23 protein-coding genes are annotated in these 19,826 nt (G+C 64.2%); 17 read left to right on the top strand and 6 right to left on the bottom strand.

The features are described from left to right. Positions 1 to 240 precede the first annotated feature (240 nt). The 14 genes from coxB to YUU_RS0105205 all read left to right on the top strand — a co-directional run bounded on the left by coxB (position 241) and on the right by YUU_RS0105205 (position 12,645). On the top strand, positions 241 to 1,080 hold the full coding sequence (gene coxB / locus YUU_RS0105270; RefSeq protein ID WP_027521441.1) for a cytochrome c oxidase subunit II: 840 nt from the start codon (positions 241 to 243) through the stop codon (positions 1,078 to 1,080). Positions 1,081 to 1,149: 69 nt separating this feature from the next. Then, complete coding sequence (gene ctaD, locus YUU_RS0105265; RefSeq protein ID WP_027521440.1) at positions 1,150 to 2,775, top strand: cytochrome c oxidase subunit I; 1,626 nt, start codon at positions 1,150 to 1,152, stop codon at positions 2,773 to 2,775. A 64-nt stretch (positions 2,776 to 2,839) separates the two neighbouring features. Continuing rightward, a complete protein-coding gene (locus tag YUU_RS0105260; protein ID WP_027521439.1) occupies positions 2,840 to 3,778 on the top strand; it encodes a heme o synthase in 939 nt (312 codons plus the stop codon). A gap of 7 nt (positions 3,779 to 3,785) precedes the next feature. Next, positions 3,786 to 3,950: a hypothetical protein gene (locus tag YUU_RS0105255; protein WP_027521438.1), complete on the top strand. Its 165-nt coding sequence runs from the start codon at positions 3,786 to 3,788 to the stop codon at positions 3,948 to 3,950. Positions 3,951 to 3,955: 5 nt separating this feature from the next. Next, a complete protein-coding gene (locus YUU_RS0105250) occupies positions 3,956 to 4,606 on the top strand; it encodes a cytochrome c oxidase assembly protein (RefSeq protein WP_027521437.1) in 651 nt (216 codons plus the stop codon). Between the two features lie 77 nt (positions 4,607 to 4,683). Next, complete coding sequence (locus tag YUU_RS0105245; protein ID WP_027521436.1) at positions 4,684 to 5,580, top strand: cytochrome c oxidase subunit 3; 897 nt, start codon at positions 4,684 to 4,686, stop codon at positions 5,578 to 5,580. Between the two features lie 81 nt (positions 5,581 to 5,661). Continuing rightward, the gene (locus tag YUU_RS0105240; protein WP_027521435.1) at positions 5,662 to 6,048 is read left to right on the top strand and encodes a DUF983 domain-containing protein; all 387 of its coding nucleotides are present in this window, start codon (positions 5,662 to 5,664) and stop codon (positions 6,046 to 6,048) included. Continuing rightward, positions 6,045 to 6,800: an SURF1 family protein gene (locus YUU_RS0105235; RefSeq protein ID WP_027521434.1), complete on the top strand. Its 756-nt coding sequence runs from the start codon at positions 6,045 to 6,047 to the stop codon at positions 6,798 to 6,800. Before YUU_RS0105240 ends, YUU_RS0105235 begins: the two co-directional genes overlap by 4 nt. A gap of 116 nt (positions 6,801 to 6,916) precedes the next feature. Beyond that, complete coding sequence (locus YUU_RS0105230; RefSeq protein ID WP_027521433.1) at positions 6,917 to 7,282, top strand: nuclear transport factor 2 family protein; 366 nt, start codon at positions 6,917 to 6,919, stop codon at positions 7,280 to 7,282. A 154-nt stretch (positions 7,283 to 7,436) separates the two neighbouring features. After that, positions 7,437 to 8,081 carry a response regulator transcription factor gene (locus YUU_RS0105225; RefSeq protein WP_027521432.1) on the top strand — a complete coding sequence of 215 codons (645 nt, stop codon included), beginning with the start codon at positions 7,437 to 7,439 and terminating at the stop codon, positions 8,079 to 8,081. 455 nt (positions 8,082 to 8,536) lie between these two features. Continuing rightward, the gene (gene thrC, locus YUU_RS0105220; RefSeq protein WP_027521431.1) at positions 8,537 to 9,955 is read left to right on the top strand and encodes a threonine synthase; all 1,419 of its coding nucleotides are present in this window, start codon (positions 8,537 to 8,539) and stop codon (positions 9,953 to 9,955) included. After that, positions 9,952 to 11,241 (top strand): pitrilysin family protein, encoded by a 1,290-nt coding sequence (locus tag YUU_RS0105215; protein ID WP_027521430.1) that lies wholly within the window; start codon positions 9,952 to 9,954, stop codon positions 11,239 to 11,241. Before thrC ends, YUU_RS0105215 begins: the two co-directional genes overlap by 4 nt. A gap of 44 nt (positions 11,242 to 11,285) precedes the next feature. Further along, the gene (locus tag YUU_RS0105210) at positions 11,286 to 11,873 is read left to right on the top strand and encodes a GNAT family N-acetyltransferase (protein ID WP_027521429.1); all 588 of its coding nucleotides are present in this window, start codon (positions 11,286 to 11,288) and stop codon (positions 11,871 to 11,873) included. A 91-nt stretch (positions 11,874 to 11,964) separates the two neighbouring features. Further along, positions 11,965 to 12,645, top strand: coding sequence for a hypothetical protein (locus YUU_RS0105205; RefSeq protein ID WP_035661294.1), 681 nt, complete (start codon positions 11,965 to 11,967; stop codon positions 12,643 to 12,645). Positions 12,646 to 12,886: 241 nt separating this feature from the next. On the opposite strand, the gene YUU_RS0105200 is transcribed toward YUU_RS0105205, so the two are convergent. From YUU_RS0105200 to YUU_RS0105180, 5 genes are all read right to left on the bottom strand, one after another. Further along, a complete protein-coding gene (locus YUU_RS0105200; protein ID WP_027521427.1) occupies positions 12,887 to 13,372 on the bottom strand; it encodes an ATP F0F1 synthase subunit B in 486 nt (161 codons plus the stop codon). A 5-nt stretch (positions 13,373 to 13,377) separates the two neighbouring features. Then, positions 13,378 to 13,944: a F0F1 ATP synthase subunit B gene (locus YUU_RS0105195; RefSeq protein WP_027521426.1), complete on the bottom strand. Its 567-nt coding sequence runs from the start codon at positions 13,942 to 13,944 to the stop codon at positions 13,378 to 13,380. Positions 13,945 to 14,003: 59 nt separating this feature from the next. Then, a complete protein-coding gene (locus YUU_RS0105190; RefSeq protein WP_027521425.1) occupies positions 14,004 to 14,234 on the bottom strand; it encodes a F0F1 ATP synthase subunit C in 231 nt (76 codons plus the stop codon). 53 nt (positions 14,235 to 14,287) lie between these two features. Further along, positions 14,288 to 15,037 carry a F0F1 ATP synthase subunit A gene (locus YUU_RS0105185; protein WP_027521424.1) on the bottom strand — a complete coding sequence of 250 codons (750 nt, stop codon included), beginning with the start codon at positions 15,035 to 15,037 and terminating at the stop codon, positions 14,288 to 14,290. A 108-nt stretch (positions 15,038 to 15,145) separates the two neighbouring features. Beyond that, on the bottom strand, positions 15,146 to 15,520 hold the full coding sequence (locus YUU_RS0105180) for an AtpZ/AtpI family protein (protein ID WP_027521423.1): 375 nt from the start codon (positions 15,518 to 15,520) through the stop codon (positions 15,146 to 15,148). 346 nt (positions 15,521 to 15,866) lie between these two features. Here YUU_RS0105180 and YUU_RS0105175 point away from each other — a divergent pair, with 346 nt between their 5' ends. Together YUU_RS0105175 and YUU_RS0105170 are read left to right on the top strand one after the other, a co-directional pair. Continuing rightward, positions 15,867 to 16,388: a hypothetical protein gene (locus tag YUU_RS0105175; protein WP_027521422.1), complete on the top strand. Its 522-nt coding sequence runs from the start codon at positions 15,867 to 15,869 to the stop codon at positions 16,386 to 16,388. Between the two features lie 153 nt (positions 16,389 to 16,541). Further along, positions 16,542 to 17,012 carry a secondary thiamine-phosphate synthase enzyme YjbQ gene (locus YUU_RS0105170; RefSeq protein ID WP_027521421.1) on the top strand — a complete coding sequence of 157 codons (471 nt, stop codon included), beginning with the start codon at positions 16,542 to 16,544 and terminating at the stop codon, positions 17,010 to 17,012. Between the two features lie 82 nt (positions 17,013 to 17,094). Here the strand turns inward: YUU_RS0105170 and YUU_RS0105165 are convergent, their stop codons facing one another. Then, a complete protein-coding gene (locus YUU_RS0105165) occupies positions 17,095 to 18,720 on the bottom strand; it encodes an MFS transporter (RefSeq protein ID WP_198031704.1) in 1,626 nt (541 codons plus the stop codon). A gap of 341 nt (positions 18,721 to 19,061) precedes the next feature. Between YUU_RS0105165 and YUU_RS0105160 the strand changes: the two genes are divergently transcribed. Continuing rightward, positions 19,062 to 19,733, top strand: a complete 672-nt coding sequence (locus YUU_RS0105160) for a response regulator transcription factor (protein ID WP_027521419.1) — start codon at positions 19,062 to 19,064, stop codon at positions 19,731 to 19,733. Positions 19,734 to 19,826 lie beyond the last annotated feature (93 nt).

Here is a 19,826-nt window from a genome sequence, read left to right as displayed (position 1 = left end):
ACCGCTCATTTTGTCTGAAATATCTTGCGTGTGATGGCTGGCAGACCGGGCTCAAGACTGCATTGCGATACATCAAGAATTATGGTTTGAGAGGCTTGATTTCGGCGTTCTAGCGATCTGGCCCCAATTCCTCTTAGAGGTATTCTTGCGCGGCGGTTTGTCGGACGGGCGGATCGAATAAGCGTTCCCCAAAAATAGGGGAGCGCATTGGGGTGATTTCGTAAGGGGAGCGCGAGCGGCATGAGGATGTCGATGGGCCGGATGGGCCGGCACTTGCTGGGATTGGCCGTAGCTGGCCTGACGCTGGCCACTGGTGGCGCGGCATTTGCCGAGCTGGGTCAGCCGGCGCCGTGGGAGTGGACACTCCAGCAATCCGGTTCCCCGGTGATGGACAACATCGTCTGGTTCCACAATTTCCTGTTCGTGCTCATCACCGTGATCACGCTGTTCGTGCTTGCGCTGCTGGTGATCGTGGTCGTGAAGTTCAACGCGAGGGCCAATCCGGTGCCGTCGCGGACCACCCACAACACGCTGATCGAGGTGCTCTGGACGCTGGTGCCGGTGCTGATCCTGGTCGGCATTGCGGTGCCGTCGTTCCGCCTCCTGTTCCTCGAGCTCGACGTGCCGAAGGCGGACCTGACCATCAAGGCCACCGGCAAGCAGTGGTACTGGTCCTACGCCTATCCGGACAACGGCAAGTTCGAGTTCGACTCGCTGATGGCGCAGGACAAGCAGCCCCGCCTGCTCGGCGTCGACAACGAGATGGTGGTGCCGGTCAACAAGGTGATTCGCGTCCAGACCACCGGCGCCGACGTCATCCACGCCTTCGCGTTGCCGGCCTTCGGCGTCAAGATCGACGCGATTCCGGGCCGCCTGAACGAGACCTGGTTCAAGGCGACCAAGACCGGCATGTATTACGGCCAGTGCTCGGAGCTCTGCGGCAAGGACCATGCCTTCATGCCGATCGCGATTCGCGTGGTCAGCGACCAGGAATTCGCCTCCTGGGTTGATACGGCGAAGAAGAAATTTGCGAGCGGTGGCACGAGCACTTACGCCTCCGCGGCCGGCCCGGCGCAGTAAGCGCCGGTTCAGGGGACGAAAGGGTGGGACCTCTCGGGGTCCGAACGGGACGCAAGGCAGGATTTGAAAATGGCAACGAGTGCAGCGACACACGGCGATCACGCCCAAGACCACGCACACGACGATCACGGCCATCCGACCGGATGGCGGCGCTACGTCTATTCGACCAACCACAAGGACATCGGCACGATGTACCTGATCTTCGCGGTCATCGCGGGCATCATCGGTGCGGCGATGTCGATCGCGATCCGCGCCGAGCTGATGTATCCGGGCGTGCAGATCTTCCACGAGACCCACACCTACAACGTGTTCGTGACCAGCCACGGTCTGATCATGATCTTTTTCATGGTCATGCCTGCGATGATCGGCGGCTTCGGCAACTGGTTCGTGCCGCTGATGATCGGTGCGCCGGACATGGCGTTCCCGCGCATGAACAACATCTCGTTCTGGCTGCTGCCGGCCTCCTTCGCGCTGCTGCTCTGCTCGACCTTCGTCGAGGGCGAGCCGGGCGCCAACGGCGTCGGTGCGGGCTGGACCATCTACGCGCCGCTGTCGACCACGGGTCATCCGGGCCCGGCCGTCGATTTCGCGATCCTGTCGCTGCACCTTGCCGGTGCCTCCTCGATCCTGGGCGCGATCAACTTCATCACCACGATCTTCAACATGCGCGCACCGGGCATGACCTTGCACAAGATGCCGCTGTTCGTCTGGTCGATCCTGGTGACGGTATTCCTGCTGCTGCTGTCGCTGCCGGTGCTCGCCGGCGCGATCACCATGCTGCTCACCGACCGCAACTTCGGCACCACCTTCTTCTCGCCGGACGGCGGCGGCGACCCCGTGCTGTTCCAGCACCTGTTCTGGTTCTTCGGCCACCCCGAGGTGTACATCCTGATCCTGCCCGGCTTCGGCATGGTCAGCCAGATCGTGTCGACCTTCTCGCGCAAGCCCGTGTTCGGCTATCTCGGCATGGCCTACGCCATGGTCGCGATCGGCGGCATCGGCTTCGTGGTGTGGGCGCACCACATGTACACGGTCGGCATGTCCTCGGCGACGCAGGCCTATTTCGTCGCCGCGACCATGGTCATCGCGGTGCCCACGGGCGTGAAGATCTTCTCGTGGATCGCCACGATGTGGGGCGGCTCGATCGAGTTCCGCGCGCCGATGATCTGGGCGGTGGGCTTCATCTTCCTGTTCACGGTCGGCGGCGTCACCGGCGTCGTGCTGGCGAATGCCGGCGTCGACCGTGTGCTCCAGGAGACCTACTACGTCGTCGCGCACTTCCACTACGTGCTGTCGCTCGGCGCGGTGTTCGCGATCTTCGCCGGCTGGTACTACTGGTTCCCGAAGATGACGGGCTACATGTACAACGAGACGCTCGCCAAGACACACTTCTGGGTCACCTTCATCGGCGTCAATCTGGTGTTCTTCCCGCAGCACTTCCTCGGCCTGTCGGGCATGCCGCGCCGCTATGTCGACTATCCCGACGCGTTCGCGGGCTGGAACCTGATCTCCTCGATCGGCTCCTACATCTCCGGCTTCGGCGTGCTGATCTTCCTCTACTGCGTGTTCGACGCCTTCATCCGCAAGGAGCGGGCGGCCGACAATCCCTGGGGTGCCGGCGCAACCACGCTGGAGTGGACGCTGCCCTCGCCGCCGCCGTTCCACCAGTTCGAAGTGCTGCCCCGCGTGCAGTAAGCAACCCTTCGCCGCGGCGCCTGTTACGGGCGCCGCGGCTCTATAACGAAGCGAGTAGGTTTAAGTGTCGGTCCTCGATCAGAACGCTGTCGATATCAGGATCTCCGAGGCGGAGGTCGGCGACTACATCGCGCTCTTGAAGCCGCGGGTGATGTCGCTCGTGATCTTCACCGCGCTGGTCGGGCTGATGCTGGCGCCCGGGCATTTCCACCCCGTGCTCGCGATCACCTCGCTGCTCTGCATCGCGGTCGGCGCCGGCGCCTCCGGTGCGCTGAACATGGCGCTGGAAGGCGACATCGATGCCAAGATGTCGCGCACCGCGAACCGGCCGATCCCGCGCGGCCGCATCACCAAGCCCGAGGCGATGACCTTCGGCATGACGCTCGCCTTCTTCTCGGTGATGACGCTCGGCATTCTCGTCAACTGGATCGCGGGCGCGCTGCTTGCCTTCACCATCTTCTTCTACGTCGTGATCTACACGATGCTGTTGAAGCGCTGGACCGCGCAGAACATCGTGATCGGCGGCGCCGCCGGCGCGCTGCCGCCGGTGGTCGCCTGGGCCGCAGTGACCGGCACGGTCGACGTCGAGCCGCTGCTCCTGTTCCTCATCATCTTCTTCTGGACTCCGCCGCACTTCTGGGCGCTGGCGCTGTTCCGCTCCGACGATTACGCCCGTGCCGGCATCCCGATGCTGCCCAACGTCTCCGGTCCCGACGCGACGCGGCTGCAGATCCTGCTCTACACCGTCGTCCTGATCGCGGTGGCGGCGGCGCCCTGGGCGCTCGGTTATTTCGACTGGATCTACGGCGTCACCTCGCTGGTGCTCGGCGCCGGCATGCTGGTGCTCGCCATCAACGTCTATATGCGGCGCGAGCGCAGCCAGTCGCTGCGAGCGACGCGCAAATTGTTTGCTTTCTCGATTCTTTATCTGTTCGCGCTGTTCGCGACCCTGCTCGCCGAGGTCGTGTTCCGCGCCCTTGCTCCGATGGTAGGGGGCGCATGACGCTGGCATGCCCGACAAACCCGAGCCAGATGGAATCGTCCTCACCGAGGCGCAGAAGAGGAGCCGCCGTCAGCGCTCGATCGCGATCGCGCTCGCGCTCGGCGTGCTCGTGGTGCTGTTTTTCGCGGTCACCATGGTCAAGGGACCAGCGGTGCTAGTTCGGCCATTGTAGGAAAGATGGATCAGAAGCCGACCATATCGCGGGATGAGAGCCGAAGGGCCACGAAGGGGCGTGGTCTTTTCAACGGTCTTGGCCGCGACGCACTGGTCGCCTCGATCTGTGGCGGCGTGGTCGCACTGATGGTCGGCGCCTCCTACGCGGCCGTGCCGTTCTACAACTGGTTCTGCCGCGCCACCGGCTTCAACGGCACCACTCAAGTCGCGACCTCCGCGCCTACCGCCGGGCCGATCGCGCGCAAGATCGCGGTGCGCTTCGATTCCAACGTCGCGCCGGGCCTGCCCTGGAAGTTCGAGCCCGAGCAGACCGAGATCGAGGTCAATGTCGGCCAGGTCACGACCGTCTACTACACCGTGACCAACCAGGCCGCGCGCACCACCGCGGGGCAAGCGGCCTACAATGTCGCGCCGCTGACGGTCGGGTCCTATTTCCAGAAGATCAACTGCTTCTGCTTCACCGAGCAGACCATGGCGCCCGGCGAGAAGCGGGAGATGCCCGTGGTGTTCTATGTCGATCCATCGATCATCGATGATCACGACAATGACGGGCTGGGCACGATCACGCTGTCCTATACGTTCTATCCGGTGCGCGAGCCGGCGGTGAAGCCGCTCGCATCCGGCGAGGATGACAAGCGCAAAGGCAATCTTTGATCGCCGGGCTCAGATCCGGGGATTGGAATTAAAGGGGATAAGTGCCTGACGGGCACGGGCTAAGGAGAGAGACGGAAATGGCGACCGCGCAAGGCAAGCATCACGACTATCACTTGGTCGATCCGTCTCCGTGGCCGGCCGTCGGCTCGGTCTCGGCCTTCGTCATGGCATTCGGCGCCATCGCCTGGATGCACCACATGTTCGCGGCTGCGCCGATCATCTTCGGCTTCGGCACCGTCGGCGTGCTCTACACCATGGCGAGCTGGTGGGGCGACGTGATCAGGGAAGCCCAGTACAAGGGCGACCACACCCGCGTCGTGCAGCTGCACCACCGCTACGGCATGATCCTGTTCATCGCCTCCGAGGTGATGTTCTTCGTCGCCTGGTTCTGGGCCTTCTTCAACTCGGCGCTGTTCCCCGACTTCTCCATCCAGGCCACCCGTGACGCAGTCTTCGGTTGCGGACTGGGCACCGCGGCCGGCGCCTGCAGCGTGCCCGGCACCTGGCCGCCGCACGGCATCGAGACCTTCGATCCCTGGCACCTGCCGCTCCTCAACACGCTGATCCTCCTGACCTCCGGCACCACCGCGACCTGGGCGCACCATGCGCTGCTGGAGAACGACCGCCAGGGCCTCAAGTACGGTCTGATCCTTACCGTGCTCCTGGGCGCGACCTTTACCTGCGTGCAGGCCTATGAGTACAGCCACGCCGCGTTCTCCTTTGCCGGCAACATCTACGGCGCGACCTTCTTCATGGCGACCGGCTTCCACGGTTTCCACGTGCTGGTCGGCACCGTGTTCCTGCTGGTGTGCCTGGCGCGCGCCTATGCCGGTCACTTCACGCCGAAGCAGCACCTCGGCTTCGAGTTTGCCGCCTGGTACTGGCACTTCGTCGACGTGGTCTGGCTGTTCCTGTTCATCTGCATCTACGTCTGGGGTCGCGGCGCCGAGACCATGGCCCACGGAGCGCATTAACGCCCCGTCGATCGTGATACAAAGGGGCGGCCTCAAGGGCCGCCCCTTTTGCTTAAGGTGGGGAGAGGCGAAGGAAAGTGCATGACCGAGTATCCTCCCACGACCGTTTTCCAGAGCGCGATGCGCGGACTTGCCTGCAAATGCCCGCGCTGCGGACGGGGCAAGCTCTATGCAGGCTTTCTCACGCTCGCTCCGTCGTGTGAGGTCTGTGGCCTCGATTACGCCTTCATCGATTCCGGCGACGGGCCGGCGATCTTCATCATCATGCTGGCCGGCGCTATCGTGGTGGCCTGCGCGCTGATCGTCGAGGTCAAATACCAGCCGCCGTTCTGGCTGCATGCGGTGCTGTGGCTGCCGCTGATCCTGGCCACCACGCTGTTGCCGCTGCGCGCCATGAAGTCTCTGTTGATCGCGCTGCAATTCCACCACAAGGCGGCGCCGGGCCGGCTGGTCGATCGCGCGAAATGAACGGGACCGCGACGCGCCGCCGCGGCGTGGTGGGCTTTGGCCTGTTCACGCTCGCCATGATCGCAGCCTTCATCGCGCTCGGTGTCTGGCAATTGCAGCGCCGCGTCGCCAAGCATGAATTGATCGCAGCGCTGACCGAGCGTCTTGCAGCGCCGCCGGTCGCGCTGCCGCCGCCTCTACAGTGGAGCACGCTCAACGCGGCCAATGACGAGTTCCGCCGCGTGAGCTTCACGGCCACCTACGCGCCGCTTCCAGACGCCATGGTCTACAGCTCCGGCTCGGCCGTGCGCAAGGATGCCGCCGGTCCCGGCACCTGGGCCTTCCTGCCGGCACGGCTGCCGACCGGCGAGATGATCGTGATCGATGCCGGCTTCGTCGAGAATACGATGCAGGATCGGTCCGTCGAGGATCGTGCTGTAACCAAGCTCGTCACCGGCGGGCCGGTCGCGCTCACCGGATACTTGCGTTTTCCGGAAGCGCCGGGCTGGCTCACGCCTGCGGAGAATCGCACCAAGCGGCTGTGGTTCGTGCGCGATCAGCATCTGATGGCAAGTGCGCTCGGCTGGGGCGCGGTCGCACCATTCTACATCGATCTGGAACAGCCTGCGCCCGAGAACGGCATCCCGCGTCCCGGACCGCTCGACGTGCATCTGAAGGATGATCATCTGCAATACGCCATCACCTGGTTCACGCTCGCCGCCGCGGTGCTGATCGCGTTCGGCGTATGGGTGAGGGGACGGCGGCGGAGCTGATCCACCGGTTTCCGCGGCGGAACCCGGAATCTTCCGGGCTTTACCATTCAGCGTTCATTCGCGACTGTGGCCAAAAGCCGCGAAACGAATTCGCGTTAGCAGATCGGGATGGACGCGTGAGTGACTTCGACCAGATGGGCATTGTCGTCGACTGGCTGGACGCCTGTCGCAAGGGCGACCTCAGGTCGCTGATCGATCTCTACACCGATGATGCCAGCCTCGAATGCCAATGCGGGGGCACGCATCTCTACCACGGCCGCAGCGAGCTCGAAGCTTATTGGGGATCGCGGCTTGGGGCACTCTCCTCTGCCGGATTCGGGCTCGAGGACATCAGCCCCGCGCCGCAGGGCGTCGAGCTCGAATATTCGATTGCCGGCTCGTTGCGCATCCGCGCCAGCTTCGGCTTCAGCGCCGATGGCAAGATTTCCCGGACCACCTGCGCGCCGGCGCGGCAGAATCCGATGGACTGCTCTGCCTGCTAGCGGGGGAATGGCCCCGCGCCGCCAAATATGCAAACGGGCGCAGCCAGATGCACGTAGGGTCTTCCCCATTTAGTTAAATTCTAACGCAGGTCGCATTTTCACTCTTTCCATTTGTTCCCGCTGGCTTATCTGTTTGGGAAAGCGAGCACGAACAATGCAAGACATCGTCAAGCCGGCCACGCGGATATTGATCGTCGACGACCATCCGGTCGTCGTATTCGGCTGCAGGTCGCTGTTCGCGTCAGATCACTCGATCCGGATCGACGAGGCCAGTGATGCAAAGTCCGGTCACCGCGCCTTCGTCAGCAAGCGTCCCGACGTCACCCTGATCGACATCAGCCTGCCTGACGTCTCCGGCTTCGAGCTGATGCGCCGTATCCGCAAGGACGATCCGGACGCCAAGATCATCATGCTCAGCACCAACGACGATCCGGCTTTTGTGGTCCGGGCGGTCGAGATGGGCGCACAGGGCTATGTCTCCAAGGGCGACGACATCAAGATCCTGGTCAAGGCGGTGCGCAAGGTCGCGGCCGGCGACAATTTCATCTCGCCGCAACTCGCGGAGGCCGTGACCTTTTCCGGCGCGGCGATCAAGGCGAACCCGGCCTCGCAGATGACGCCGCGGGAATTGGAAATCCTGCGGCTGTTAGGGCGCGGCGACAAGATCGTCGAGGTCGCCGAAGCGCTCGGCATCTCCTACAAGACCGTCGCCAACACCACGTCGCTGTTGAAGCAGAAGCTTGGCGCGAAAAACCACTCTGACCTGATCCGGATCGCGGTGGCGGTCGGGATGAACTGAGTTCGGTCGTCCCAACTGAACGGCCTTCCAGCGGCGGGAAAAAATAGCAGGCGTGTCACGCCGAGCTTCAAAGCGGAGCGCGATCCGCGATCATCGCTTTGGCAGGTTGCGGGAAAAGTTGGAACGTTCTCCGGCGCAAACCGTTTTTCCCTTGACGATGAGATGACACCCGACCAAAAGCTCACGGCGAATGATTTGACGAGGCCCTGGCCCACGAACCGGCCTCTGAACATGGGTAAAACCGGTCTGCACACGTAACGACAGACCCTTCCAGGAGAGGGCTGCGGCATCGCCGCAGCCCTTTTTCTTGCGCCGCTTTAGGCCGGGGGCGACACGGGAAGCGGTTTCCCGATGCGGCAAAACGCTTTATGGTGCCCTCCAGCTTGCTGCGGCAAGAGAAAGTAACTTCATTAAAATCAAAGGTTTAGGCGATCGGCCGGCCTTTGGAGGGCGGTTTGACTCGATATATCTCCACACGGGGCGAGGCCCCCGAGCTTGGCTTCTGCGACGTGATGCTGACCGGGCTTGCCCGCGATGGCGGGCTCTATGTGCCCCTCGCCTGGCCGCAGCTCTCGCCAGAGACGATCGCGGGATTCTTCGGCCGTCCCTATTGGGAGGTCGCGGTCGACGTGATCCGCCCGTTCACCGGCGGTGAGATCTCGGATGCCGATCTCGGCCGCATGGCGAACGAGGCCTATGCCACCTTCCGCCACCCGGCCGTGGTGCCGCTGCGCCAGATGTCGCCGCATCAATTCGTGCTGGAGCTGTTTCACGGTCCGACGCTCGCCTTCAAGGACGTCGCGATGCAGCTGATCTCGCGGCTGATGGATCACGTCCTCGCCAAGCGCGGCCAGCGCACCACCATCGCGGTCGCGACCTCAGGCGACACCGGCGGCGCCGCCGTCGAAGCCTTCGCGGGCCTGGAGAATGTCGACCTCATCGTGCTGTTTCCGCACAACCGCGTCTCCAACGTGCAGCAGCGCATGATGACGACGACGGGCGCCGCCAACGTGCATGCGCTCGCCATCGAAGGCACGTTCGACGATTGCCAGGCGCTGGTGAAGGGGATGTTCAACCATCACCGCTTCCGCGACACCGTCGCTCTGTCCGGAGTCAACTCGATCAACTGGGCGCGCATCGTGGCGCAGGTGGTCTACTACTTCACCTCCGCGGTCGCGGTGGGCGCGCCGGCGCGGCAGGTCGATTTCACGGTGCCGACCGGCAATTTCGGCGACATCTTTGCGGGCTACGTCGCCAAGCGCATGGGGCTTCCGGTGCGCACCTTGCGCATCGCCGCCAATGTCAACGACATCCTGGCGCGCACGCTCAAGACCGGCATCTACGAAGTGCGCGAGGTGCACGCCACCGCGTCGCCCTCGATGGACATCCAGATCTCCTCGAACTTCGAGCGGCTGATGTTCGAGGCGAGCCGGCGCGATGCGGCCGGCGTCCGCCGGCTGATGGATTCGCTGAAGCAGTCGGGACGCTTCGTGCTGCCCGACGCAACGCTCGCTGCGATCCGCGAGGAGTTCGATGCCGGCCGCGCGGACGAGACCGAAACCTCGGCTGCGATCCGTGCCGCCTGGCGTGAGGCCGGCGAGCTCGTCGATCCCCATACCGCAGTGGCCCTCGCGGTGGCCGATCGCGACACCACGGACACGACGGTGCCCAATATCGTGCTGTCCACCGCGCATCCCGCCAAATTCCCCGACGCGGTCGAGGCCGCCTGCAGCATGCGGCCGCAATTGCCGGCCTGGCTCGACGGCTTGATGACCAAATCCGAACACATGAAGGTGATGAAGAACGATCAGGCCGAGGTGGAGCGGTTCGTGTTGTCGGTTAGCCGCGCCGCAAAGCAGGGAGTTGCCGGATGAGCGTCGAGATCTCCAAGCTTGGCTCCGGCCTCACCGTCGTCACCGACAACATGCCCCATGTCGAGACCGCCGCGCTCGGCGTCTGGGCCGGCGTGGGCGGCCGCGACGAGAAGTCGAACGAGCATGGCATCTCGCACCTGCTCGAGCACATGGCCTTCAAGGGGACCACCCGGCGCTCCTCGCGCGAGATCGTCGAGGAGATCGAGGCAGTCGGCGGAGATCTCAACGCCGGCACCTCGACCGAGACGACGTCCTACTACGCGCGGGTGATGAAGGCCGACGTGCCGCTGGCGCTCGACGTGCTCGCCGACATCCTCGCCAATCCCGCCTTCGAGCCGGAAGAGCTCGAGCGCGAGAAGAACGTCATCGTGCAGGAGATCGGCGCTGCGCAGGACACGCCCGACGACGTCGTGTTCGAGCATCTCAACGAGCTCTGCTATCCCGACCAGCCGATGGGCCGCTCGCTGCTCGGCACCGCCAAGACGCTGCGCGGCTTCAACCGCGACATGCTGCGCGGCTATCTCTCCACGCATTATCGCGGCCCCGACATGGTGGTGGCTGCCGCAGGCGCGGTCGACCACCGTCAGGTCGTGGACGAGGTGGCGAAGCGGTTTGCGAGTTTCGAGGCGACGCCAGGGCCGAAGCCGGCGCCTGCGATGTTCGGCAAGGGCGGGGCCAAGGTGGTGCATCGCGAGCTCGAGCAGGCGCATCTGACGCTGGCGCTGGAAGGCGTGCCGCAGACCGATCCGTCGCTGTTCTCGCTCCAGGTCTTCACCAACGTCCTCGGCGGCGGGATGTCGTCGCGGCTGTTCCAGGAGGTGCGGGAGAAGCGCGGGCTGTGCTACTCGATTTACAGCTTCCATGCGCCCTATACCGATACCGGCTTCTTCGGGCTCTACACCGGCACCGATCCGGGGGACGCGCCGGAGATGATGGAGGTCGTCGTCGACATCATCAATGATTCGGTGGAGACGCTGACCGAGGCCGAGATCGCGCGCGCAAAAGCACAGATGAAGGCGGGCCTCCTGATGGCGCTGGAGAGCTGCTCTTCGCGCGCCGAGCAGCTCGCGCGGCATGTGCTGGCCTATGGGCGGCCCCAGACGGTGCAGGAGCTGGTGGCTCGAATCGATGCCGTCAGCGTCGAATCGACGCGAAATGCGGCGCGAGCGCTATTATCGCGGAGCCGCCCCGCGGTCGTTGCATTGGGCAGCGGCAGGGGTCTGGACACGGCAGTGTCTTTTGCGGAAGGATTGACCCGGGCGCGAGCCAAGGCAAGGCTCCACTAGGAGCTATGCCGAAAGGGCTCATGCTGCGCCCCGGGAAGCATCACATGGCCCTTTTTCGCTTGCCATCCAGTGGACCCGCCGCCCTCGCCCCGCGCGGCAACGGGCTGCTGTTGCGTGCGCCGCAGATGTCCGACTTCCTGCAATGGGCGCATCTGCGCGAGGGAAGCAGGGACTACCTGACGCCCTGGGAGCCGATCTGGCCGTCCGATGATCTCACTCGCTCGGGCTTCCGCCGGCGCCTGCGCCGCTATGCCGAGGACATCGCCGCGGACCGCTCCTATCCGTTCCTGATCTTCCGGGAACTCGACAGCGCCATGGTCGGCGGCATTACGCTTGCCAATGTCCGCCGTGGCATCGTCCAGGCCGGCACGATCGGCTACTGGGTCGGGCAGCCCTACGCCCATCGCGGCTATATGACCGCGGCGCTGCGGGTGCTGCTGCCGACCCTGTTCGGCGAGCTCAATCTGCACCGGGTGGAGGCCGCCTGCATCCCCACCAATGCGCCGTCGATCCGGGTGCTGGAGAAGTGCGGCTTCTCCCGCGAGGGGCTGGCGCGCCGCTATCTCTGCATCAACGGGGTCTGGCAGGACCATCTGTTGTTCGGCTTGCTGCACGAGGATTTCCGCGGCTAAGCAGGCCGAAAGTTACCGTGTCGTGTGCCTTGGGTTCGCCGATTTTGGCGATATAACGCGCAGCAGGCCGGCGATCTGCCGGGACATTGTCATGGAGTATGGTCCCTTGAAGGTGAGAGAGCTTCGGTCCTCGCAGACCGCGCTGCGGCGAGGTCCGGTGATGGCGCTGGCGTTGTCGATTGTGTTCGCGGCGGCCTCGCCGGCTACGGCGCAGTCGCTGACTGACCGGTTCAAGAGCCTCTTCGGCGGATCCTCGGACGAGCAGGCGCCCCAGACCACGACGCCGGCACCCGGCCAGCCGGCCGACGCCCAGACCGAGGTCGATTGCCCGCCGGTCACGGTGCGTTCGGGCGCGTCCACCTATGCCGTGGCCGTTCCCGGCAAGCAGGCGGTCGGCAACGACGTGCGCTACCAGGCCTCGATCACCAAGATGGCGCGCGAATGCGTCCGCAACGGCAGCGAGATCACCGCGCGGATCGGCATCCAGGGCCGTATCGTCGCCGGCCCCGCCGGTGCGCCGTCGTCTGTGGAGATTCCGCTGCGCGTCGCGGTGGTGCAGGGCGGTGTCGGCGAAAAGGTGATCGGGTCGAAGGCCTATCGCACCACGGTGGCGATGTCCGAGGACGGCAGCGTGCCCTTCACCTTCGTCGCCGAGGACATGGTCTATTCGATGCCGTCTGCCGCGACCGCCGATTCCTACATCTTCTACGTCGGCTTCGACCCGCAGGCGTTGTCGGGATCGTCGAAGGCGCCGGCGAAGAAGAAGAAATAAGCGGGTAGCTGGGGTCATCAATTCGGCTGTCATGCCCCGGCTTGACCGGGGCATCCGGTACGCCGCGGCTTCTCCGTATTCGTCACCGCCTCTGGAATACTGGATCGCCCGCCCCAGTGCGCAATTGCGCACAAGGCGGGCGATGACGACGAGAATCTGGAAAGCGTGCGAGCCCAACAACAGCCCACAAAAAAAGCCGGCGCTCATCGCGCCGGCTTTTCGATTTGTGAGGAAGCTCGCCTCAGTTCAGCTTCTGCCGGACCTCGGTGATGCCCTTGGCGAGGAGGTCGTCCGCGACCTTGCCCTTGACCGACTGCGACAGGATCGTGGAGGCGGCCTGGACGGCGGCCTCTGCGGCTGCGGCGCGGACGTCGGCGAGCGCCTGGGCCTCGGCGAGCGCGATCTTGCTCTCCGCGGTCTTGGTTCTGCGGGCGACGAAATCCTCCATCTTCGCCTTGGCTTCGGCCGCGATGCGTTCGGCTTCGGCCTTTGCGTTGGCGATGATGTCCTGGGCCTCACGCTCGGCGGAGGCGCTGCGGGCCTTGTAGTCGGCGAGCACCTTGGCCGCCTCCTGCTTGAGGCGCAGGGCGTCGTCGAGCTCGGCCTTGATGCGCTCGGCGCGGTGGTCGAGCGTGGTCAGCACGGTCTTGTGAATGCCGAGATAGCCAAACACGACCATCAGGATCACAAAGGCGACGGCGACCCAAAATTCAGGTTCGAAGAACATCTCGACTAACCTTTCAGGGACGCATCGACCGCGGCGTTGACCGACGCAGCGTCGGGAACGACGCCGGTCAGCCGCTGCACGATCGTGCCGGCCGCATCGGCCGCGATGCCGCGGACGTTGCCCATGGCAGTGGCGCGGGTCGAGGCGATGGTCTTCTCCGCCTCGGCGAGCTTTTTCGCCAATTGCTCTTCCAGCGTCTTGCGGTCGGCTTCCGCCTGCGCATTCGATTTTTCGCGGGTCTCGTTGCTGATCGCCTGGGCGCGCGAACGCGCCGAAGCGAGCTCGCCTTCATAGGCCTTCAGCGCCGCGTCGGACTGGTCCTTCAGCTTCTGCGCCTCGGCCAGATCACCGTCGATCTTGTTCTGACGCGCCTCGATCGCGCCGCCGACGCGCGGCAGCGCAATGCGCGACACGATCAGATAGAGCGCGACGAAGAAGATCGCGAGCGACACCAGTTGCGATGGAAAGGTGCTGCTGTCGAACGGCGGAAAGCCTCCGCCGTGGTGACCGCCCTCGGCCTCGGTGTGAGCATTGGCCTCCGGGCCTTTTGCCCCGCCATGACTCTCAGCCATGGAGATCTCCTGTTGCTGTCATGCGCGCCGCCCGTAGGTCGGGCGGCGCGAACACGTCCTCAGAGCGGAACGAACAGCAGAAGCAGCGCGATCAGCAGCGAGAAGATGCCGAGCGCTTCGGTCACGGCGAAGCCGAAGATCAGGTTGCCGAACTGGCCCTGGGCGGCCGACGGATTGCGCACTGCGGCTGCGAGGTAGTTGCCGAAGAGGACGCCAACGCCGACGCCCGCACCGCCCATGCCGATGCACGCGATGCCCGCGCCGATAAGTTTTGCTGCTGCCGGATCCATTTTTGACTCCTTGGAAGAAAGATTGGGTTGTGGGTGGATATTCCCCGGACCGCTCAGTGTCCGGGATGAAGGGCGTCGTTGAGGTAGATGCAGGTCAGGATCGCGAACACGTAGGCCTGGAGGAACGCGACCAGAAGTTCGAGCGCGGTGAGCGCGACGGTAAGGGCGAGCGGCATCACGCCGCCGATCCAGCCGACGGCGCCGAGCGAGACGCCGAGCATGGCGACGAAGCCCGCGAACACCTTCAGCGCGATGTGGCCGGCCAGCATGTTGGCGAACAGACGCACGCTGTGCGAGACCGGCCGCAGCAAGAACGACAGGATCTCGATGAACATCACCAGCGGCAGGATGTAGCCGGGAACGCCGTGCGGCACGAAAATACTAAAGAATTTCAGGCCGTTCTTGTAGACGCCGTAGATCAGGACGGTGAAGAAGACCAGGAGCGCGAGCGTCGCGGTAATGATCAGCTGGCTCGCGACCGTGAAGGTGTAGGGGATGATGCCGATCAGGTTCGAGACGGCGATGAACATGAACAGCGAGAAGATCAGCGGGAAGAACTTCATGCCTTCCGCGCCGGCGTTGCTGCGGATCATGGTCGCGACGAATTCGTAGGAGATTTCGGCAACCGACTGCAGGCGGCCGGGAACGAGCTGGGTGCCGCTGGCGAGCATCAGGAGCGAGATCACCGCCACCGCCACCAGCATGTAGAGCGACGAATTGGTGAAGGCGATCGCGTGATTGCCGATATGGCCGATCGTGAAGAGAGGCTCGATATTGAACTGATGGATCGGGTCGATTGTCATCCGCGCGGCATCTCTCGGTCTGCCGGGCAAGCCGGCTGGTCTCGGTCAGCCGGCCGGGCCGGCCCGTACCGGCGAGGCCGGCACGATCAATTCCTCTGGCCTGAGGGGCTACGAACCACTGCGCCTGTTTTGACCCGCGCCCGCCGATCTCACCACGTTCACCACACCAGCCACGAAGCCGAGCAGCGTGAACACGATAAATCCGAAAGGCGACGTCGACAGCAAGCGGTCGAAACCCCAGCCAATCCCCGCTCCGACAATGACCCCGGCGATCAACTCGGAGGATAGCCGGAAACCAAGCGCCATCGCCGAGGCTCTGGCCGCTCTGTCTCCACCTTCACCTTCGGGTTGCTCGGTCTTGATCCTGCGGTCGCGAAATTCGGACAACCGCTGATTAAGACTTCCGAGCCTTGCGGAAAGCGCAGCTTCCTCAGGCGATTTATCGCCATTTCCATTCTCGCCGTGCCCCGTGCCTGTAGTCATGCAACGAAGACCCGAAACGCCGCGGTTGAATGGAAATTACGCCCGCCACCCTCGAAAGCCGCGCGGACCATACTGACCGCACATAATCAAGTCAAGCCAAGTCACGATTGCGTCGTTTTCGTTTATCTATTTGATATTACTTGCGATAACGCCGCGTTCCCCAGCGCTACACACAGCGTGACGCCGCACCGCAGCAGCTCGCGCCGCAATCAGCGGGCCTTGCCCGGATTTGGCCGCTGTGCGGATACCGAACGAGGTACGGAAATCAGTCATCCCGCCGGCGCGTTTTTCGCGTGCGGGGTGTAGGATTGCGGACAGGTCAGATCATTTCCGACGGAGCAGCGCCATGAGGTCAGCGACGTCATCCAGGACATCGTGGTTTTCGGCGGCCGTCATCGCCGTGGCTGTCGCGGCGGGTGGCGGTCTCGTATTCGCGCAGGCGGCGCCCGACAGCGAGAACGGCCGCTACACGATGACGCCGACCCCGGACGGCGTGTTGCGGCTCGATACGCGCACGGGGGTCGTGTCCACCTGCTCGAACAACGGGGCGGGCTGGGCCTGCTACGCCGTACCCGACGAGCGCTCCGCGCTCGATGCCGAGATCGGCCGCCTGCAGGCCGAGCTCGAGAAGCTGAAGGCGCAGGTGGCCGCCGGGCCGACCGTCTCCGGCAAGGTCGAGGAGGCGCTGCCGAAATCTGACTCGCTGAAGAAGGCCGAGCCGAAAGCTGCGGAGAACAATCGCAAGATCGAGGTCCCGTTGCCGAGCGATCAGGACGTCGACCGCGTGGTGTCATTCCTGGAGCGTGCCTGGCGACGATTGATCGAGATGGCCAACCGCGTGCAGAAGGACGTGTCGGGGAAGATTTGAGGACCCGCTGGCGCGCCGATGCGTTGAGCCTTCGAAGGGTGGGCAAAGGCGCGTCAGCGCCGTGCCCACAGTCTTTTCACGATTGCTATAGAAGAGGTGGGCACGCTTCGCTTTGCCCGCCCTACTATGGCGTTCGATAGAGCGAGACCTTTCATGACATCGACCACGCGCTCCGCGCCATCGACCGTGCAGTCCGCGACGATCAGCACATCGTTGCTGACGGTGCACACTTCAGGCCGCGGTTTTATCGATCTCACCGCGGAAGCCGAGAAATTCGTGCGCGACGTTCATGCGCGCGAGGGCGCGCTGACGCTGTTCATCCGTCATACCTCGGCATCGCTGACGATCCAGGAGAACGCCGATCCCTCCGTGCTCGTCGATCTCACGACGGCGCTGTCGCGGCTCGCGCCGGAGAATTCCGGGTGGGTGCATGACCTCGAAGGGCCGGACGATATGCCGGCGCATATCAAGACCATGCTAACGGGGACATCGCTCCAGGTGCCGGTCCTGAAGGGCGAACTGGCACTCGGCACCTGGCAGGGGATCTATCTGGTCGAGCATCGCAAGGCGCCGCACCGCCGCGAGGTCGTGCTGCAATTCATCGGCCAGACCGGCATGGGCTGACAAAACAAAACCGGCCGCGGGATGCCGCGGCCGGTTTGCTATTGGCTTGCGCCGCCGGCGGCAGGCGCCGGCAGCTTCGCGATCAGGTCGCCTTGATGTCGACGTCCTTGGTCTCAGGCAGGAACAGGAAGCCGACCACGGCGGTGATCACTGCGAACACGATCGGATACCAGAGGCCGGCATAGATGTCGCCGGTCGAGGCCACGATCGCGAACGCGGTCGCCGGCAACAGACCGCCGAACCAGCCGTTGCCGATGTGGTAGGGCAGCGACATCGAGGTGTACCGGATTTTGGTCGGGAACAGCTCGACCAGCATCGCCGCGATCGGCCCGTACACCATTGTGACGAAGATCACCAGGATGAACAGCAGGCCGATGATCGCGGCCACCTGCGGACGGAAGATGTCGAACGGATGCGCCATCTTAACGATGCCGGGGTCACCCGCCTTGGGATAACCGGCTGCCTGCACCGCCGCGAGGACGGCCGGGTTGCTGTCCTTGGCGTTGGCGTAGGGCACTTCCTTGCCGTTGACGACGACCTTGACGCCGGAGCCGGCCGCGCCGGGCATCGTCACGTATTTGACCGATGACTGGGACAGGAAGGCGCGCGCGGTGTCGCAAGGTGCGGTGAAGACGCGGGTGCCGACCGGGTTGAACAGGTCGCCGCAGCCCGCGGGATCTGCCCACACCTCGACCTTGCCCGATTCGATCGCCTTTTCCAGCGCCGGGTTGGCGTTGGTGGTGATCATCTTGAAGATCGGGAAGAAGGTCAGCGCCGCGATCAGGCAGCCGCCGAGGATGATCGGCTTGCGGCCGATCTTGTCGGACAGTGCGCCGAACACGACGAAGAAGCCGGTGCCCAGCAAGAGCGACCAGGCGATCAGCAGGTTCGCGGTGTAGCCGTCGACCTTCAGGATCGATTGCAGGAAGAACAGCGCATAGAACTGGCCGGTGTACCAGACCACGCCCTGACCCATGGTGCCGCCGAGCAGGGCGAGCAGCACCAGCTTGCCGTTCTGCCAGTTGGCGAAGGCTTCCGTCAGCGGCGCCTTCGAGCTCTTTCCTTCTTCCTTCATCTTCTGGAAGATCGGCGATTCATTGAGGCGGAGCCGGATCCAGACCGAGACGCCAAGCAAGAGCACGGAGACCAGGAACGGAATGCGCCAGCCCCACTTGGCGAAGTCGGCTTCGCCGGTCGCGGTGCGGGTGAACAGGATCACCAGCAGCGACAGGAACAGACCGAGCGTCGCGGTGGTCTGGATGAAGGAGGTATAGTAGCCGCGTTTGCCGTTCGGCGCGTGTTCGGCAACGTAGGTCGCCGCCCCGCCGTACTCGCCGCCGAGGGCGAGACCCTGGGCGAGGCGCAGCGCGATCAGGATCACGGGAGCTGCGAACCCGATCGTCGCGGCGTTCGGCAGCAGGCCGACGATGAAGGTCGACAGACCCATGATCAGGATGGTGACGAGGAAGGTGTATTTGCGGCCGACGATGTCGCCGATGCGGCCGAACACGATGGCGCCGAACGGGCGCACCAGGAAGCCTGCCGCGAAGGCCAGCAGCGCGAAGATGTCACGGGTCGCCGGCGGATAATCCGAGAAGAATTGCAGGCCGATGATGCCGGCGAGCGAACCGTAGAGGTAAAAATCGTACCACTCGAAGACGGTGCCGAGCGAAGAGGCGAGAATGACGAACCGTTCGTCCTTCGTCATCCCTCCCGCACGAGCCTGGGACACAGTCATTGTCGACATGTTGAGTTCGCTCCCCGAAAATCGTTTCCTCGCTCCCAGGTGTCCGGACGCGGCCGAACAGCCTCTGGGCTTGCCCCAAAGGTAACATCGCCGTGAAACCCGCCCCAATACGACTTTCGGCCTTTCGCACTGACGCGTGCCTGACGGCTGCTGGCATGCAATGCCGCGGGAGGTAGAAGATCGGGATTAACCCCTTTGCGGCAAAGGGATAATGTGTGCTTGCATGCCACGGCCGCTCGGGGAAGAATTGACCCGCCGGTGCCTCGGCTAATTGGCCCGACCACAACGACAGCAAGAGATCGATGAACGCTCCCGCAACCCGCCTCGTCATCGCCGATGATCATCCCCTGTTCCGCGATGCGCTGCGCCAGGCCGTGGCCGGCGTTCTGACCTCGGCGAGGGTCGACGAGGCCGGATCGTTCGAAGACCTGACCAAGCTCCTGGAACAGGATTCCGACGTCGACCTGGTCCTGCTCGACCTGTCGATGCCGGGAATTTCGGGCTTTTCCGGCCTGATCTATCTGCGTGCGCAATACCCGGCGATCCCGGTGGTCATCGTCTCGGCGTCCGACGACAGCGCCACGATCCGCCGCTCGCTCGACTTCGGCGCTTCCGGTTTCATTCCCAAGCGGTTCGGCGTCGAGACCCTGCGTGACGCCATCCTGAAGGTGATGGACGGCGACGTCTGGGTGCCGCCGGACACCGACCTCAACTCCGCCGCCGATCCCGACATGATGCGTCTGCGCGATCGCCTGGTGACGCTGACGCCGCAGCAGGTGCGGGTGCTGATGATGCTGTCGGAAGGTCTCCTCAACAAGCAGATCGCCTATGAGCTCGGCGTCTCCGAGGCGACCATCAAGGCCCACGTCTCCGCCATCCTGCAAAAGCTCGGCGTCGAAAGCCGCACCCAGGCCGTGATCGCCGCCGCCAAGATCGCCGGCGGCCAGTGGAAGCAGGGCACGCCGACGGAGTGATCCTTAGCTGTCATTCCGGGGCGATGCGTCAGCATCGAACCCGGAATCTCGAGATTCCGGGTCTGGTGCTTCGCACCATCCCGGAATGACGAC

It is taken from the genome of Bradyrhizobium sp. Ec3.3 (assembly GCF_000472925.1).
In the GTDB taxonomy this organism is placed as follows: domain Bacteria; phylum Pseudomonadota; class Alphaproteobacteria; order Rhizobiales; family Xanthobacteraceae; genus Bradyrhizobium.
This window is presented reverse-complemented; position numbering and strand designations above follow the sequence as displayed.

Bases quoted from the DNA above. Each gene is read 5' to 3' on its own strand.
- coxB (WP_027521441.1), top strand. From the start codon at position 241: ATGAGGATGTCGATGGGCCGGATGGGCCGGCACTTGCTGGGATTGGCC.
- ctaD (WP_027521440.1), top strand. From the start codon at position 1,150: ATGGCAACGAGTGCAGCGACACACGGCGATCACGCCCAAGACCACGCA.
- YUU_RS0105255 (WP_027521438.1), top strand. From the start codon at position 3,786: ATGCCCGACAAACCCGAGCCAGATGGAATCGTCCTCACCGAGGCGCAG.
- YUU_RS0105250 (WP_027521437.1), top strand. From the start codon at position 3,956: ATGGATCAGAAGCCGACCATATCGCGGGATGAGAGCCGAAGGGCCACG.
- YUU_RS0105245 (WP_027521436.1), top strand. From the start codon at position 4,684: ATGGCGACCGCGCAAGGCAAGCATCACGACTATCACTTGGTCGATCCG.
- YUU_RS0105240 (WP_027521435.1), top strand. From the start codon at position 5,662: ATGACCGAGTATCCTCCCACGACCGTTTTCCAGAGCGCGATGCGCGGA.
- YUU_RS0105235 (WP_027521434.1), top strand. From the start codon at position 6,045: ATGAACGGGACCGCGACGCGCCGCCGCGGCGTGGTGGGCTTTGGCCTG.
- YUU_RS0105225 (WP_027521432.1), top strand. From the start codon at position 7,437: ATGCAAGACATCGTCAAGCCGGCCACGCGGATATTGATCGTCGACGAC.
- YUU_RS0105215 (WP_027521430.1), top strand. From the start codon at position 9,952: ATGAGCGTCGAGATCTCCAAGCTTGGCTCCGGCCTCACCGTCGTCACC.
- YUU_RS0105210 (WP_027521429.1), top strand. From the start codon at position 11,286: ATGGCCCTTTTTCGCTTGCCATCCAGTGGACCCGCCGCCCTCGCCCCG.
- YUU_RS0105205 (WP_035661294.1), top strand. From the start codon at position 11,965: ATGGAGTATGGTCCCTTGAAGGTGAGAGAGCTTCGGTCCTCGCAGACC.
- YUU_RS0105200 (WP_027521427.1), bottom strand. From the start codon at position 13,372: ATGTTCTTCGAACCTGAATTTTGGGTCGCCGTCGCCTTTGTGATCCTG.
- YUU_RS0105195 (WP_027521426.1), bottom strand. From the start codon at position 13,944: ATGGCTGAGAGTCATGGCGGGGCAAAAGGCCCGGAGGCCAATGCTCAC.
- YUU_RS0105190 (WP_027521425.1), bottom strand. From the start codon at position 14,234: ATGGATCCGGCAGCAGCAAAACTTATCGGCGCGGGCATCGCGTGCATC.
- YUU_RS0105185 (WP_027521424.1), bottom strand. From the start codon at position 15,037: ATGACAATCGACCCGATCCATCAGTTCAATATCGAGCCTCTCTTCACG.
- YUU_RS0105180 (WP_027521423.1), bottom strand. From the start codon at position 15,520: ATGACTACAGGCACGGGGCACGGCGAGAATGGAAATGGCGATAAATCG.
- YUU_RS0105175 (WP_027521422.1), top strand. From the start codon at position 15,867: ATGAGGTCAGCGACGTCATCCAGGACATCGTGGTTTTCGGCGGCCGTC.
- YUU_RS0105170 (WP_027521421.1), top strand. From the start codon at position 16,542: ATGACATCGACCACGCGCTCCGCGCCATCGACCGTGCAGTCCGCGACG.
- YUU_RS0105165 (WP_198031704.1), bottom strand. From the start codon at position 18,720: ATGACGAAGGACGAACGGTTCGTCATTCTCGCCTCTTCGCTCGGCACC.
- YUU_RS0105160 (WP_027521419.1), top strand. From the start codon at position 19,062: ATGAACGCTCCCGCAACCCGCCTCGTCATCGCCGATGATCATCCCCTG.